We start from the raw sequence: 15,413 nt of genomic DNA on the forward strand, positions 1-15,413 counted from the left end.
CGGCATCTTGCCTGTTCAACGACGCCGGCCGACGGACGCCGCGCCGAGCGAACCCGGACCCACGCGACAAAACTGTCAGCAGCGGGTGAAGCGGGTGATCAGGCGCTGGTTCTTCGTCGGGCCGGTGACGTCCCACAGCGTCCGGAGCCGGGTGCCGTCGCGGTCCACGACGACGAGCCCCGCGTAGGTGTCCGCGGCACAGGGGTGCACCACCGGCGAACCCGGACGCCACGGATGGAACGGCCGCCCGTCCTCGAAGTGCATCCACCACTCGCCGTCGCGTCGGCGCAGCCGCGAGACCCGGCTCACCGGATACCGGGCGCCCTGCCACGCCAGCACACCGCGCTCGGCGAGGCGCACCCCGTCGCCGTCCGGCGTCACCTGCAGCGTCCCGGCGACGGACCCGTAGGCGCCCGCCGTCCGGTCGACGAGCCGGCGCGCCAGCGTCCACTTCCCCACCAACCCGCGCGGATCCACCCGGCCACGGTACCCAGCCCGGGAGCGGGCGTGCGCCGCAGTTCGAGGCCGGGCCGCAGTGCCATATCCGTGCCGGGCCGCCACAACCGGGGCCGGTACTGTATTTCCTGCGGTCGATCCAGTGCCGGGCGGAACCGCGGTGGTGAGAGGGGTCCCGCGGCCCCCGGTTCGAGGGAGACTTGATGCGAGCAGTGGCGGCGATGGTCGCGCATTCAGCCCACGTGGAAGCCGGGCTGTTGTACGTGGAGGGCGCGGGGTGGGAGTGGGCCAAGCTGCCTTCACTGCCCGCGACCGCCAACGTCACGTTCGCCGCCGTCTTCGGAGTCGAGCCGGACGAGGTCGATCGGACGCCGCTGGTCCGGATCGAGATCGACGGGCCGACCAAGTCGCTCGGCCACGTGGATCACCCGTTCACCGCGAACACCATCCACCAGATCCCCGGGACGCCGATCCACGAGCCCCGGGTGATCGAGCTGACCGACATCACGTTCGTCGAGTGGGGACTGCACCGCCTGACCGTGCTGCGCCTCGAGGGCGACGAACGGCAGGAGCTGGCGGTCGTCGAGTTCTCGATCGTGCAGGCGTAGCGACTCACACCACCGCCACCGTCAGCAGGTGCGAGCTGATCCCGAAGAGCGACTCGTCCCGCTCGACCAGGCGCAGGGCGTCCAGGAGCAGCGCGGTCCGCTCCTCGTCGTCCAGCCAGCCTTCACTGGCGGCGAACAGCCAGGCGGCATTCTCCAGCGCGTACCGGTCCGCACCGGCCAGCCCGGCTTCGGCGAACTCCGCGAGGATCTCGTCGGAGTGGTGGAAGTAGGCGAGCGTGAACAACTCGCGGCCCTGCGGGTCGTACACGCCGGTCTCGACCTCCGCGTCGATGAAGCGGCGGATCTCCGGCTGCAGGTAGCGGCGCCGGCGCAGGGCGTCCCAGAGTCCGGCGTGCCGGCTGATCGTTGCGGCCGCCACGACCCCGCCGGGTGCGGTGACGCGGACGGCCTCGCGCAGCGCCGCCAGTCGCTCGGCGCGGTCGGTCAGGTGGTAGAGCGGGCCGAGCAGGAGGGTCGCCTGGTAGGCGTCGTCGGGCTCGTCCAGCCGCCGGGCGTCGCCGCGGACGGCGTCCACACCCGGAATCGTCGCGGCGTGTGCCACGTGCAGCGGGACCGGATCCACCAGGCGGACGTCGTAACCGGCCTCGGCGAGCCAGCGTGCATGCACGCCGGTCGCCCCACCGACGTCCAGCACGCGGCCCGGAGGCGCCGGGAGCACGCGTCGCAGCACGTCCTGCGTGCGCAGGAACTCGAGCCTGCCGTTCTCGACGTCGAGCCGGGTCAGCTCGCCGCCCTGCTCGTAGTACGCCTGGATCCGCGCGGACAGCTCCATGCGTCCATGCTCACCGCACCGACAACCCGATTTCGCGTGGCGCGCGGTCAGCGGTGGACGCGCTGCAACTCGCGGCCGAGTGCGCCCGCGGCGACCATGAGCACCGCGGCGAGCTGCCGCACCTGCGCGCTGGACGCGCTGACGTGCTCCGCTGCGGACGGCGGCGACTGCTCCGCCGCGGACGACGCCGGGCTGGGGGCTTCCGGACCGCGCGCGACCACGGCGAGCGACGCCAGCGTCGTCCGGACCGGCCCGGGGACGCCGACCGCGACCGACCAGGTGCCCGGCGTCGCCTCGCCCAAGCTGAACGCGTAGCCGCGCGCCCGCACCTCGGCCAGGTCGCGGCGGAGCGCCGCGGGGTCGGTGAGCGTCCGCGGTGTGACCTGCTCGGGCGCGCTGACGACGGCGTCCACCACCACCGCGGGCGCCGCCGCGAGCAGCGCCTTGCCTGCCGCGGTCGCGTGCAGCGGCAGCCGCCTGCCGACCTTGCTCTCCAGCGGCACCGAGGCGCTGCTCCAGATCCGCTCGATGTACAGCGAGTGCCGCCCGTCCCGGATCGCCAGGTGCACGTTCTCGCCGGTCGCGCGGTGGACGTCTTCCAGGAACGGCATCGCGATCTCGCGGAGCTCACCGTGGATCGGCGCGAGCAGCGCGAGCTGCCAGATCCGCCGCCCGACGACGTAGGCGCCGTCCGGCTCCCGGTCCACCGCGCCCCACTGCTCCAGCTCGGCCACGAGCCGGTGGGCGGTGCTGAGCGGTAACCCGCTCCGCCGGGCCAGCGCGGAGAGGCGCAGCCGCGGATGGTCGGTGTCGAACGCACCGAGCAGGCGCAGCGCACGGGTGGTCACGGCCCGGTCGGTCGCGCTCACCGCCGCGGGGACCTTCGGGGAACAACACCCATGAGCGCATCTTCCCAGGTCCGGTACCTGCCGGGGCAAACGGACAGCTCGCCGCGCGGTCCGGCCCGGAAATCGTTACAGTTCGCCGGTGCGAGACCTCTTCGATGCGGCAGGCACCCTGCGCGACGCCTACCGCCGCGTCGACTGGGCGGCGACCCCGCTGGGCCCGGTGGAGCACTGGAGCCCGACGCTGCGCAGCACGGTCGACCTGGCCCTGCACAGCCGGTTCGCGGTCACGCTGTTCTGGGGGCCGGAGTTCGTCCTGGTCTACAACGAGGCCTACGTCCGGATGATCGGCGACAAGCACCCCAGCGCGCTGGGGTCCCCCTGCGGGCAGGTGTTCGCTGAGATCTGGGACACGATCGGACCGGTGATCGACTCGGTCGCGGCCGGGTCGGGCACCGCGTGGGTCGAGAACCAGCGGCTGATGATGAACCGGCACGGCTTCGTCGAGGAGACCTACTTCACCTACTCGTACTCGGCCGTCTACGGGCCCGGCGGCGCGATCGAGGGCGTGATCGACATCGCGTCGGAGACGACCCCGGAGATCCTCGGGCGTCGTCGGCTGGAACTGCTCAGCCGGCTGACCGACCGGCTCGGCGACCTGGACCATCCGCACCAGCTCGACGAGGTGGCGCTGCCGGTGCTGCGTAGCGCTCCCGAGGATTTCCGCGACGTCGCGATCGAGCTGCCCGGCACGCTGCCGGCCGGTCGGGACTTCGCACTCGAGCAGTACCCGGACGGGCCGGTCGCGTCCCTCCGGTTGACCGCGGCCACCGATGCCCAGGTCGACGCCACGTTCGTCGCCCGGCTGAGCCCGCACCTGACGCTGGACGAGCGCTACCTCGGATTCGTCCGGCTGGTCGGCACCGCGCTGATCCAGGCGTTGAGCCGGGCCCGGCAGCGGGACGCCGAGCGCCGCGCCGCCCGGATGGAACGGGAGATGTCGGAGACCCTGCAACGCAGCCTGCTCACCCCGCCACCGAAACCCGACGGGCTCGACGTGGCGGTCCGGTACCGGGCAGCGGTCGAGCAGGCGCAGGTCGGCGGCGACTGGTACGACGCGTTCCTGCTGCCCGACGGCCGGCTGACCGTGGCGGTGGGCGACGTGACCGGCCACGACCGGGACGCTGCGGCCGCGATGGCGCAGCTGCGCAACCTCCTGCGCGGGATCTCCTACACGCTGCGGCACTTCCCGTCCCGGGTCCTCGTCGGCCTCGACGACACCCTGCACGGGCTGGGGGTGAGCGCGTTCGCCACCGTGGTCCTGGCACACGTCGATCGGGAGGGTCCGCAGGGACGCCGGGAGGTGCGCTGGTCGAACGCGGGTCACCCGCCACCGGTGCTGCTCGCGCCGGACGGCACGGCGCGGCTGCTCAGCACCCGGCCGGAGCTGCTGGTCGGCGTGCACACGACCGCACCGCGTACCGACCACACGATCGTCCTCGAGCCCGGCTCCAGCCTGGTCTTCTACACCGACGGGCTGGTGGAGCGACGCGGGCAGGCACTCGACGACGGCCTCACCCATCTGGTGGAGGCCCTGGTCGGCCGGCAGGACCTCTCCGCCGACCAGTTGTGCGAGCACCTGCTCGGCTCGTTCGGTGCGACTAGCGAGGACGACGTCGTCCTCGCCGTGGTTCGGGTGCATACTCTCGAACGGTGGACGAATTCGGGTCTCTGACCGAGGCCGCTGACGAGCTCGACATTCCGCGGGACCGCATCCCCCGGGTCACCAGGAGTGCGGTGGAGGTCTCGCCCAGTCGCGAGGTCAGCGTGCTGACCTGGGGCGAGAAGCCTCCCGAGCTGGTGTTCCTGCACGGCGGCGGCCAGAACGCACACACCTGGGACCTGGTCGCGCTGTGCCTGGACCGCCCGGCGATCGCGATCGACCTGCCCGGCCACGGGCACTCGTCCTGGTGGGACGACCACGACTACGGGCCGGTCCGGAACGCGCACGCCGTCGCGACGGTGGTCGAGCGGATGGCACCGGACGCCGCGGCGGTGGTCGGGATGTCGCTGGGCGGGCTGACCGCGGTCCGGCTCGCCGCGACCCGTCCGGATCTGGTGCGCCGCGTGGTGATCGTGGACGCGACCCCCGGCTCGCCCGAGGTGTACGCCCGAATGACCGATCAGGAACGCGGCGCGGTCGCGCTGACCCGCGGTCCACGGACGTTCGCCACGCTCGACGAGATCGTGGCGGCCANGCCCCCCGTGCCCCCCTCGCCCCGGCGGCCGGCCGCCGCCGTCCGGCGGGGCGTCGTCCACAACACCAAGCAGTTGCCGGACGGCCGGTGGGCCTGGCGGTACGACGTGCCCGACAGCCGGATCCTCGACGCGAGCCCGCTGCTCTGGGAGGACCTGGCGTCGCTGACGATGCCGACGCTGCTGGTCCGCGGCGCGGAGTCCGCGTTCGTTTCGGAGGCGGACGTCGCCGAGGCCCGGCGGCGGTTACCGGCGCTCCGCGTGGAGGTGGTCGCGGGTGCCGGCCACGCCGTCCAGAGCGACCGCCCCGTGGAGCTGGCCGCCCTGATCGACGGGTTCGTCCGGAGCTGACCGGCTACAGCTCCTGCAGGTAGCACAGCATCCGGTAGTCGGCGCCCGGCTCGATGTTCACGAAGCCGTGCCGTTCGTAGAAGCGACGGGTATCGGTGTCGACCTCGTCGACGTTGATGTGCATCTCGCCGCCCCCATGTTCCCTGACCACCTCGATCGCCGTCCGTAGCAGCACGGTGCCGATGCCCTGATCGCGCAGCTCCGGCCGGACGTAGAGCTCCTCCAGCTGGGCGAGCGGACCGTCGTAGTACGGCGTCGGCCGCAGAGTCAGGAACGCGAAGCCGACCGGTTCCTGGGCGTCTCCGGCGACGAGAACGACGACATCGTGGCGGTCGAGTAGCCGTCCGAACCGGACGCCGAACTCCGCCGCGCTCGGCCCCGGTGTGTCGAACTCGGTGTTGAAGTCGTACAGCAGCTGCCCGACCATCGCCGCGTGGTCGGGGCCGGCCCGGAAAACCTCAGGTGCACCCATCAGCACATCGTGCAGGAGCCGTTCCACAGAACACCATCTCACCGCGTGTAGAGAGGACGTGGACGAGAGGGGCCGGGGTGCCGAGCACGCCATTCGACGAGTACGTCGCCGCACGGGGCATGGGGTTACTACGCTTCGCCTACCTGCTGACCGGCGACCATCACCTCGCCGAGGACATCCTGCAGGAGGCGCTGGCGAAGCTGCACGGCCGCTGGTCGCGCCTGGCCGACACCGACCAGCTCACGGCGTACGTCCGAAAAGCGATCCTGCGGCAGTACCTGACCTGGCGGCGGCGCCGGTCCTCCGGTGAGACGCCGTCGGAGCTGAGCCTCGACTTCTCCGCCCCGGGCAGCGACCACGCCGAGGCGCTGGCCGAGCGCGACTCGCTCTGGCACGCGCTGGCCGGCTTGCCGCGCCAGCAGCGGGCCGCGGTGGTCCTGCGGTTCTACGAAGACCTGGACGACGACGAGATCGCCCGGCTCCTCAAGTGCTCGGTGCCCACCGTGCGCAGCCACATCAGCCGGGGCCTGGCCCGGCTCCGCGACTCCGTCCACACCGTGCGGGGGGAGGCCCGATGAACGACGTCGACACCGCGGTGCGCGCGATGCTCACCGATCGAGCCGGTGACGTTTCCGAGGTGCCTGGACTGCTGGACGGTGTGCACCGGCGGGTGCGGCGCAAGCGCAACCGGAAGCTCGCGGCGACCGGGGTGGCCGTGGTGCTGGCACTGGTGGTCACTGGAGTGGTGGGCTGGTCGGTCGAGCGGGACGACCGGCTGGTGCCCACCGAGCGGCCGACCGCGAGCCCCACCGCCGAGTCGAGTCCGTCGCCGCGCGGCGCATCGGCACCGGCCTCGCCGGTGAGCCTGGGCCGGCTGCCGGCCGGATTCACCCGGCCGCTGGCGAGTCTGGACTCGGTCCACAGCTGGACCCTGAGGACGACGCGGAACGCCCCACCCGCGACGGTAGAGGTGCAGATCAGCACCGTGCCGCTGACGACCAGGACCGGACCGGGAGCCCCGCAGGCGAAATTCGGAACCACTCGGCAGATCGGCCTCGGTGGCGGAACGGCCACGTACTACTCGGTCCCGCACCGGCCCGACTGGCAGGACGCGGACCACCAGGGCTACCTCGGGGCGTACTCGGAGCTGACGTTCGCCCGCCGACCGGGCCAGTGGATCCGGATCGAGGCGTACGGCGGCCCCGACGACAGCAGCTCCGATCCGCGCGTCACCGAGGCGGATCTCCTCACGATCGCGGACGGCCTGGTCGACCGGGCGATGCCGCTGCCCGATCGGCTCCGCTTCCCGCCGCTGCCCGCCGGGTTGACGTTCGGCAGCACGGACGACGGCGGGGACGGCCAGGGCCCCTCTGTGCAGCTCGTGGACCCGGCCGCACCGGCGGACTCCACCAACCGGCCGTACGGCGGCTCCCAGTGGGAACTGCGCCGCGCTCCGATCGTCGTGCTGGTCGTGCCGAAGACGTTCTCCCCGGCCGCCTTGCTCGCATCGGATGTCAGTCGACCCACGGTTCTGCGGGTCGACGGCCACGAGGTCGTCCGTTACCCGCCGGGCTATCCGGATCGTCGGGTTCTGACCACGTCGTTCGGGCCGGATCGGGTGATCGGGCTGACCGCGGCGGACTCGCTCGGGCTCTCCGACGAGCAGCTGGCGCGATTCCTGCTCGGCATCCGACCGGGAGCGGAGTTCCGCTGAGTGGGCGGCGCGCCGGGTGGTTGTCGGGCTTTCGGGGTGGCGCCCCGGGTGGTTGTCGCGCATTCCGGGCGGCGCCCCGGGTGGTTGTCGCGCATCCCGGGCGGGCGCCCCGGGTGGTTGTCGGGCATTCCGGGCCATGGCACGCGAGGCGTGACAACCATCTCGACGGGACCCGGAAACCGCGACAACCACCCGCCCCGAGTAGTCGTTTTATGAAACTGCATCCCCGAGGTGGCGGATCTACTGTGGTCAGGTGAGTCTCCGGCTCGGCGTCGACTTCGGCACCTCCACGACCGTCGCTGCGTTGAGCGCACCGGATGGCCGGGTCCGTCCGCTGCTCTTCGACGCGTCGCCGCTGCTCTCCTCGGCGGTGTTCGCCGGAACCGCACCGTCGACCGGCCCCGAACTGCTCACCGGCACGGACGCCGAGCGGGCGGGCATCGCGCGGCCGGCGGGCCTGGAGCCGAACCCGAAACGGCGGATCGACGACGGCTACGTCTGGCTGGGCGAGCGCGAGATCGCCGCCGTGGACCTGATCGCCACGGTGCTCGGGCGGGTCGCGCGGGAAGCGCGGCGGGTGGCCGGCGATCCGCCCGCCGAGGTGGTACTGACCCACCCGGCGGCCTGGCAGCGCACGCGGCTGGGCCTGCTGGCCGGCGCGGCGGGGCTCGTCGGGCTCGGCGACGTCCGGTTCGTCCCCGAACCGGTGGCGGCCGCCGCGTACTTCGCCCACGCGCTCGGCCGGCGGCTGCCGCCCGGCCGCTGCCTGGTGGTCTACGACCTCGGCGCCGGCACGTTCGACCTCAGCGTCGTCCGGCCGGAAGGCACGGGCTACGACGTGGTCGCCTCGGCCGGTCTTCCGGACTTCGGCGGCCTGGACCTGGACGCGCTGGTCGTCGCGCACGCCCGGGCCCTGACCGCCGACGCCACCGACGCGTGGGCCCGGCTGGAGGAGCCCCGGACGCTCGCCGACCAGCACGCGCGCATCCGGCTCTGGAGTGAGGCGCGGGCCGCGAAGGAGCAGTTGTCCCGGCACTCGACGGCCGAACTGCACGTCCCGCTGGCCGAGGTGACCCTGCACGTGACGCGGGGGGAGTTCGAGGAGGCCGCGCAGCCGGCCCTGGCTCGGACGACGTCCCTGGCGCTGGAGATGCTGCGGACCGCCGGGCTGACGAAAGAGTCGATCGGCGCCGTGTTCCTGGTCGGCGGGTCGTCGCGGATCCCGCTCGCGAGCACGCTGCTGCACCGGGCGTTGCAGGTGGCGCCGACCGCACTCGACCAGCCGGAGCTCGTCGTCGCCGAGGGCAGCCTGTACGCGGATGCCGCCGACGCTCCCGCCCCGCGGCGGGCCGCGGCGGTCCCCGCCCTCGCAGCGCCCGCCGCGGACGAGGCCGCACCGTCACCTCGGACAGTCCCCGCCCTCCCCGCGGACGAGGCCGCACCGCGGAGCGGCGTCGTGGCGGCGGTGCTCCGCCCGGTGGAGCCGCCCTCCGCCGACGTCCTGGACCTGGGTGTGCCCGAGGCACCGCCACCGCGCCGGACCTCGCGGCCGCTCTGGCTCGCCGCGATCGCCGTCGTCCTCGTCGTCGGATTCGTGGCCGCGCTGATGGCGAACCAGCCGAACGACTACGACCCTCGCTCCGGCGCGAGGCTCCTCACGAAGCTCACCGGCGGAGCCCTCCCCGGCAACGACGCGGTACGGAGCGTCGCGTTCAGCCCGGACAGCACCATGCTCGTCACCGGTGGCGACACCCGGTTCCCCCAGCTCTGGGACCTCGAGAGGCGCGCGGTTCTGCAGACCTTCGCGACGAACTACCAGGTGGCCGTCAGCGCGGTCGCGTTCAGCCCGGACGGCAACACGATCGCCACCGTCGGCGGCCCCCTGCACTTCTACGACGTCGCGCGGCTGGAGCGACGCGGTGGCGACGCCACCCAGCGGCAGGTCGTCGGCGTCACCGCCGTGGCGTTCAGTCCGGAGGACTTCCTGGCCGCGACCAGCGACACCCGTGGACTCGTCTACTTCTGGGACACCGTGCAGTCCACGCAGGTCGGCGAGACGGTAGCCGCGGCGCCGGGCGGCGACGTCATGGACGTGGTGTTCAGCCCGGACGGGAAGCTCCTCGCCACCGCCGACGGGAACGGCGTCATCCGCTTCTGGGAAGTCCGGACGCGGACGTGGATCGGCACCGTCCTGACCGGGCACACCGGCGCGGTACTGGGCCTGGCCTTCGATCCCGACGGCGAGACGCTGGCCAGCGCGGGCGAGGACGGCACGGTCCGGCTGTGGGACGTGGCCGGCCGCACCCTGATCGGCGACCCGCTGACCGGCCACGAAGGCACGGTCTACGAGGTCGCGTTCAGTGCGGACGGGCGCACGGTGGCGAGCGCCGGGCAGGACGACACCGCGCGGCTGTGGGACGTCGCTGACCACGAGCAGATCGGGGAGCCGCTGATCGAGCACGGCGCGGACGTGTACGACGTCGCGTTCAGCCCGGACGGGAAGTACCTCGCGACCGGCAGCGCGGACCGCACCGCCGGCCTCTGGGAACTACAGCTCTGATCTCGGGCGCGCGTCGCTCCCGCCCGGCGGCGCCTCTCCTGCCTCGCTCCGGAGGTAGGTCAGTACGGCCAGCACGCGACGATTCGAGTCGGCGGCCGGCGGCAGGTCGAGCTTCGCGAGCACGTTCCCGACGTGCTTGCCGACCGCGGCCTCGGACAGGAACAACCGCCGGGCGATCGCGGAGTTGGAGTGGCCCTCGGCGATCAGACCGAGCACGTCCCGCTCCCGCGTGGAGAGTCGCGCCACCGGATCGCGGCGCCGCCGCAGCAGCCGCCGGACGACCTCCGGATCGACGACCGTGGCTCCGTCGACGATGCGGCGGAGCGTGCCGACGAACTCGGCGACGTCGACCACGCGGTCCTTGAGCAGGTAACCGACGCCCCGCCCGCCTCCCGAGCCGATCAGGTCGGCGGCGTACGCGTGCTGCACGAACTGGCTGAGCGCCACGACCGCGAGATCCGGATGGTCCCGGCGCAGCGCGACGGCGGCACGCAGCCCCTCGTCGGTGAAGGTCGGGGGCATCCGGATATCGGTCACGACGAGGTCCGGCGCGTGCTGCTCGACGGCTCCGACCAGCGCGTCCGCGTCACCGACCGCGGCGACCACCGCGAAGCCGAACCGCTCCAGCATGCCGGCCAGTCCTTCCCGTAACAGGACGCCGTCCTCGGCCAGCACGGTCCGCACGGCGCTCATTCGCCGCTCCACGGCAGCTCGACGCGTAGCCGGGTGGGCCCGCCATCCGGGCTGGACAGCAGGATCCGGCCGCCGACCACCGCGACCCGGTCGGCGAGTCCGGTGAGGCCGGTGCCCTGCCCCGGGTCCGCGCCGCCGTGTCCGTCGTCGCGGACCTCCAGGACCAGCGTGTCGGCGCGCCGCTCGGCGATCACCGTCGCGGTGGTGGCTCCGCTGTGTTTCGCGACGTTCGTCAGCGCCTCCGCCGCGACGAAGTACGCGGTCGACTCGACGGGGGGTGCCGGGCGGACGGTCAGCGGCGCCCGCACGGTGACCGGGATCGGCGCGCGGTCGGCCAGCTCGCGCAACGCGTCCGGCAGACCGAGTTCGGTGAGCAGCTGCGGATGGATGCCGTGGACGAGCTCCCGCAGCTCGGCCATGAGCCGCTTGGCCTGCTCGTGCGCGTCGGCCACCGCGACACCGGCCTCGGCGTCGTCGGCCAGGTGCACGCGGGCCATCCCCAGCTGCAGGGTCAGGCTGACGAGCCGCTGCTGGGCGCCGTCGTGCAGGTCACGCTCGATGCGGCGGCGCTCGGCCTCGAACGCGTCGACCAACCGGGCACGCGACCGGGCCACCTCCACGAGCTCGGCGCGCAGCTCCGCGTCGTCCGGGGCACGGAGCAGCGCCCGGGCGACCGCCGCGTGCAGCCCTGCGACGAGCCCCGCCAGGTACGGAAGGCCCGGCAACAGCGCCAGGCCCGCGAGGGCGTACGGCACCGCCTCCCGCCGCGTGGACACGGTGCCGAGGCCGAGCGTCACCGGTCCGTCGTGGACGACCGCCGGTGCGCTCAGCCACGCCACGTCGAGCACGACGACGAGCAGCAACGCCCCGTACACCAGTGGAGCGACCGCGAGGAGCAGCAGCGCATACGCCAGCGCGCGCCACGTCGCCGCCTCGGTGTACCGGGTCCGCAACCAGGACCACATCCCGTCGGTGGGCGGCGTCCGGTGCCCGGACCGCGCCGGACGGGTGTCCGCGAGCCGCAACCGCGCCCGCTCGACGTCGGCGAGAGGCACGGCGACCAGCGGGCCGAGCGTCCCGAGCAGGAGCACCCCGATCGGCACCAGCAGCAGGTCCGACCACGTCCGCCACTCTCCGTGCACGGCACGATCGAACAGCACCAGCCACGGCAGTCCGAGCACGGCGAACGGCAGGCTGGCAGCGACCCCCACCGGCACTGTGGAGGCGAGGTAGGCGATGGCCCGCCAGGGCCACGCGCCGATCAGGAAACGACGACGCCCGAGGGCGTGCAGGACGGTCGGTGGTGCTGGCACGCCGGGGACGCTATCCGCTCGGGCGCCGGCTCCCCCAGCCGTCTGGACTTACCGCCGGGGTAGGGCCAGCTCTACCCCGAGTCGATGCCTACGCTCCGTGTCCGCCGGGCCCCGCCGGTGATGTGCTCTGCCGGTCACTCCGCAACGGACCGACAGGAGCCTCCCCGTGCCCCCACCTGCCCGACTGACGACCACGCTGTTGCTCGCCGCGCTGCTGGGCACCACGGCCTGTACCGACCTCCGGGCGATCAACGAGACCAGCCAGTCGAAGCGCACGTTCCGGCTGTCCGGCGACGCGCTCACGGTGGACAGCGCCGGCGCCGACCTGCGGCTGGTCACCGGCGAACCGGGCACCGTGACCGTCGACCGCACGCTGACCGGGAAAGCGACCGCGGACGGCAACGCGACCTGGTCGATGGACGGCGACCGGCTGCGGCTGCGCGTCGTCTGCAGCGGGTTCGTTCCCGACTGCACCGGTCGGCACGTCGTCTCCGTGCCCGCTGGAACCGCACTGACCGTGACCAACGACGCGCCCACCCGGGCGGTCGAACCGGACGGCGCGCTCACCGCCACCGTGGACGGCAGCTGGCTGACCGTCGAGCGGCCGACCGGCCGCCTGCGGCTCCGCGCCGAGCTGGCCGTGAACGTCACCGGTGCCACGTCCCCCGACGTCTTCGCGTCCTCCGACACCCGCGCGGTCAACCTCGGCTTCCGGCGTGCACCGCAGCAGGTGGACGCGCGGGCCGCCGCCGGTGCGGTCACGGTCACGCTGCCGACCGGCCCGGAGACCTACCGGGTCACGTGCACGCCGGGCCGCTCCACTGTGCCCAGTGACGCGGCCAGCAAGCGAGTGGTCAACGCGGTCGCCGGGACGACTGCTCAGGTGCGGAAGGCGGCGTGATGCTGGAACTCGTCGAAGTGAGCAAGGTCTACCGGGGCGGCCGGCGCGCGGTGGACGGGCTGACGCTCAGCCTCGGCACCGGCGTGCTCGGCCTGCTCGGCCCGAACGGCGCCGGCAAGTCGTCGCTGATGCGGGTCGCGGCCACCGTGACCCGACCGACCAGCGGCCGGGTGCTCTTCGACGGCGTCGACGTGGTCGCCCGCCCGGACGCGCTGCGGCGGACGCTCGGCTACTTACCCCAGGACTTCGGCGTCCACCCCCACCTGACCGCCCGGGAGTTCCTCGCCTACCTGGCCGCGGTCAAGGGACTGTCCGCGCGGTCGGCGCGCACCCGCATCCCGGAGCTGCTGGAGCTGGTCAACCTCACCGGCGCCGCGAAACGTCCGCTGGGCGGATACTCCGGCGGCATGCTGCGGCGGATCGGGATCGCGCAGGCACTGCTCGCCGATCCCCGCGTGATCATCGTCGACGAGCCCACCGCCGGGCTCGACCCGCAGGAGCGGATCCGGTTCCGCACGCTGCTCAGCGACCTCGCCGTCGACCGGGCCGTGCTGGTCTCCACCCACATCGTGTCCGATCTGGAGACCATCACCGACGACGTCGCGGTGCTCGCCGGCGGACGGCTCCTCCACCGCGGCAGCCTCGATCGGCTGCTCGACACGGTGGCCGGGCAGGTCTGGGAGCTGACCGTCGATCCCGCCGAGGTGCCCCGTCTCCAGGCCGGCTACCGGATGACCCGGCTGGTCCGCACGGCGTCCGGGGTCCGGGTCCGGGTACTGGCTCCCGGGCCACCGGATCATCGCGCCCAGGCGGTGCCGCCGGACCTGGAGGACGCCTACCTGAGCATGGTGGCCGCCTCGCCGTCGCCGGAGCCGGTGCGATGAGCGCCCGGGCGATCCTCGCGGTCGCGCTGGCGGGCTTCCGGGAGCGGCGACGGCGCCCCGCTTACGCGGTCGTGCTGCTCGCCGCGGTCGGGCTGGGATACCTGGCGCTCCCGGCGGCGGGCTCGCACTGGACGATCGTGAGCCTCGGCGGCTACCGCGGCGTCTACAACAGCGCCTACACCGGGGCGGTCGCCGCGCTGGCCGGCTCGCTCTGGCTCACCGTCGGCGGCTTCTACGTCGTGCGGACGGCGCTGGCCCAGGACCGGATGAGCGGCGTGCGGGAGTTGCTCGCCGTCACCCGGCTACGGAGCGCCGGGTACCTGCTCGGCACGTTCCTCGGCAACCTGCTGGTACTGGGCTCGATGGCCGGGGTGCTCGCGGTGACCGCGCTCGTCCTCCAGCTGGCGCGTGGCGAGTCGTCGGCCGTCGATCCGAGCGCGCTGCTGCTCCCGTTCGTCCTGTTCACGCTGCCGGTTCTCGCGGTCACCGCAGCGCTCGCCGTGTTCTGGGAGACCGTGCCGCTGCTGCGCGGCGGCTTCGGGAACGTCGTCTGGTTCGCGCTCGCCGTCGTCGGGATGATCGCTGCTCAGTCGCCGACCGCGCCGCTGGGCGGCCTCGGCACCCCGGCGCTCGCGGCCTCGCTGCGCGAGGTCATGGCCGCGCAGGGCCTGCCCGTCACCGAGGCTGCAATCGGACTCATGTACCTCGACGACCCGCCGGTCACGTTCGTCTGGGGCGGGTTCCCGGTCACCGCCGGGATGGTCGGCGAGCGGGCGCTGCTGGTGGCGTGCGCCGTGGTGATCGCGCTGGTGCCCGCGCTCTGGTTCGGCCGGTCGAACGCGGTGCGCTCGACCGGCGACTTCCGGCGGCCGGCGTCGGCGGCGGACGAGATCACGGACGCGCAGCCGGTCGCCTACCCCCGGGGCGGCGTGCGCGCCGGGGTGCGGTTTCCCCGGCTGGTCGGTGGCTCGCTCCGCGTCTTGCTGGCGGGGGTGTCCCGGTGGTGGTGGGCGGTGGCGGCGGTGCTGTTCGTCGCCGCGCTGGTGCTGCCGGTCGGTGCGGCGTTGCTGCTCGCCGCGTGGGGCTGGCCGGTGCTGGTCTGGTCGCGGCTGGGGATGGAGGGCCGGGACCACGGTGTCGACGCGCTGCTGAGCGCCTGCCCGGCCCCGGTGACCCGGGTGCTGGCGGAGTGGGTGGCCGGAGTGGTGTTCACGGCGATCGTCGGCGCCGGGCCGCTGCTGCGGATGGTGGCCGGCGCCGACCTCGCCGGAGTCGCCGCGTGGCTGGCCGGCGCGGTGTTCATCCCGGCTCTCGCGCTCGCACTCGGGCTGGTGAGCGGGGCTCCGCGGCTCTTCCAGGCGGTGTATCTCGCGCTCTGGTGGTGCGTGGTCAACGGTCTGGCCGGGCTGGACTACCTGGGGGCGCTGGCCGGCGGCCCCTCGCCGCTCGTCGTCAGCACCGGGGCCGGGCTGTTGCTGGCCGCCGTGTTCACGACCGCCGCGGCCCGCCGGATGCTCCGGTGATCGCCGAGCGGTGTGCGTTCCGGCGACCTATGGCTCGCCGGAAC

General features: G+C 73.4%; 15 protein-coding genes. 9 read left to right on the plus strand and 6 right to left on the minus strand.

Annotation, left to right across the window (positions count from 1 at the left end):
- Nucleotides 1–75 precede the first annotated feature (75 nt).
- Nucleotides 76–477, minus strand: a complete 402-nt coding sequence (locus ABEB28_RS01025) for a DUF6314 family protein (protein WP_345725993.1) — start codon at nt 475–477, stop codon at nt 76–78.
- A gap of 182 nt (nt 478–659) precedes the next feature.
- Here ABEB28_RS01025 and ABEB28_RS01030 point away from each other — a divergent pair, with 182 nt between their 5' ends.
- Nucleotides 660–1,064, plus strand: a complete 405-nt coding sequence (locus ABEB28_RS01030) for a hypothetical protein (RefSeq protein ID WP_345725994.1) — start codon at nt 660–662, stop codon at nt 1,062–1,064.
- A gap of 4 nt (nt 1,065–1,068) precedes the next feature.
- Here ABEB28_RS01030 and ABEB28_RS01035 read toward each other — a convergent pair whose 3' ends face one another.
- Complete coding sequence (locus ABEB28_RS01035) at nt 1,069–1,857, minus strand: class I SAM-dependent methyltransferase (RefSeq protein ID WP_345725995.1); 789 nt, start codon at nt 1,855–1,857, stop codon at nt 1,069–1,071.
- Between the two features lie 47 nt (nt 1,858–1,904).
- Nucleotides 1,905–2,726: an IclR family transcriptional regulator gene (locus ABEB28_RS01040; protein ID WP_345725996.1), complete on the minus strand. Its 822-nt coding sequence runs from the start codon at nt 2,724–2,726 to the stop codon at nt 1,905–1,907.
- A gap of 118 nt (nt 2,727–2,844) precedes the next feature.
- Here ABEB28_RS01040 and ABEB28_RS01045 point away from each other — a divergent pair, with 118 nt between their 5' ends.
- Entirely contained in the window at nt 2,845–4,437 is a 1,593-nt protein-coding gene (locus ABEB28_RS01045; RefSeq protein WP_345725997.1) for a PP2C family protein-serine/threonine phosphatase, read from the plus strand.
- Between the two features lie 125 nt (nt 4,438–4,562).
- Entirely contained in the window at nt 4,563–5,309 is a 747-nt protein-coding gene (locus ABEB28_RS01050; protein ID WP_425558903.1) for an alpha/beta fold hydrolase, read from the plus strand.
- Between the two features lie 4 nt (nt 5,310–5,313).
- Here ABEB28_RS01050 and ABEB28_RS01055 read toward each other — a convergent pair whose 3' ends face one another.
- Nucleotides 5,314–5,781 (minus strand): GNAT family N-acetyltransferase, encoded by a 468-nt coding sequence (locus ABEB28_RS01055; protein ID WP_345725999.1) that lies wholly within the window; start codon nt 5,779–5,781, stop codon nt 5,314–5,316.
- A 77-nt stretch (nt 5,782–5,858) separates the two neighbouring features.
- Here ABEB28_RS01055 and ABEB28_RS01060 point away from each other — a divergent pair, with 77 nt between their 5' ends.
- From ABEB28_RS01060 to ABEB28_RS01070, 3 genes are all read left to right on the plus strand, one after another.
- Nucleotides 5,859–6,359, plus strand: a complete 501-nt coding sequence (locus ABEB28_RS01060; protein WP_345726000.1) for a SigE family RNA polymerase sigma factor — start codon at nt 5,859–5,861, stop codon at nt 6,357–6,359.
- Nucleotides 6,356–7,495: a hypothetical protein gene (locus ABEB28_RS01065; protein WP_345726001.1), complete on the plus strand. Its 1,140-nt coding sequence runs from the start codon at nt 6,356–6,358 to the stop codon at nt 7,493–7,495. The genes ABEB28_RS01060 and ABEB28_RS01065 overlap by 4 nt, the downstream gene beginning before the upstream one ends.
- A gap of 253 nt (nt 7,496–7,748) precedes the next feature.
- Nucleotides 7,749–10,055, plus strand: a complete 2,307-nt coding sequence (locus ABEB28_RS01070; RefSeq protein ID WP_345726002.1) for an Hsp70 family protein — start codon at nt 7,749–7,751, stop codon at nt 10,053–10,055.
- On the opposite strand, the gene ABEB28_RS01075 is transcribed toward ABEB28_RS01070, so the two are convergent.
- Both ABEB28_RS01075 and ABEB28_RS01080 read right to left on the minus strand, forming a co-directional pair.
- Nucleotides 10,044–10,748: a response regulator transcription factor gene (locus ABEB28_RS01075; protein ID WP_345726003.1), complete on the minus strand. Its 705-nt coding sequence runs from the start codon at nt 10,746–10,748 to the stop codon at nt 10,044–10,046. The genes ABEB28_RS01070 and ABEB28_RS01075 overlap by 12 nt on opposite strands.
- Nucleotides 10,745–12,061, minus strand: coding sequence for a sensor histidine kinase (locus ABEB28_RS01080; RefSeq protein WP_345726004.1), 1,317 nt, complete (start codon nt 12,059–12,061; stop codon nt 10,745–10,747). Before ABEB28_RS01080 ends, ABEB28_RS01075 begins: the two co-directional genes overlap by 4 nt.
- A gap of 166 nt (nt 12,062–12,227) precedes the next feature.
- Between ABEB28_RS01080 and ABEB28_RS01085 the strand changes: the two genes are divergently transcribed.
- From ABEB28_RS01085 to ABEB28_RS01095, 3 genes are read left to right on the plus strand one after another with little or no spacing between them, the layout of a single operon-like run.
- A complete protein-coding gene (locus ABEB28_RS01085) occupies nt 12,228–12,962 on the plus strand; it encodes a hypothetical protein (RefSeq protein WP_345726005.1) in 735 nt (244 codons plus the stop codon).
- Nucleotides 12,962–13,846 (plus strand): ABC transporter ATP-binding protein, encoded by an 885-nt coding sequence (locus tag ABEB28_RS01090; RefSeq protein ID WP_345726006.1) that lies wholly within the window; start codon nt 12,962–12,964, stop codon nt 13,844–13,846. The genes ABEB28_RS01085 and ABEB28_RS01090 overlap by 1 nt, the downstream gene beginning before the upstream one ends.
- Entirely contained in the window at nt 13,843–15,369 is a 1,527-nt protein-coding gene (locus ABEB28_RS01095; protein ID WP_345726007.1) for an ABC transporter permease, read from the plus strand. The genes ABEB28_RS01090 and ABEB28_RS01095 overlap by 4 nt, the downstream gene beginning before the upstream one ends.
- The last annotated feature ends 44 nt before the right edge of the window (nt 15,370–15,413 follow it).

This window comes from Cryptosporangium minutisporangium (genome assembly GCF_039536245.1).
Classification (GTDB): Bacteria; Actinomycetota; Actinomycetes; order Mycobacteriales; family Cryptosporangiaceae; genus Cryptosporangium; species Cryptosporangium minutisporangium.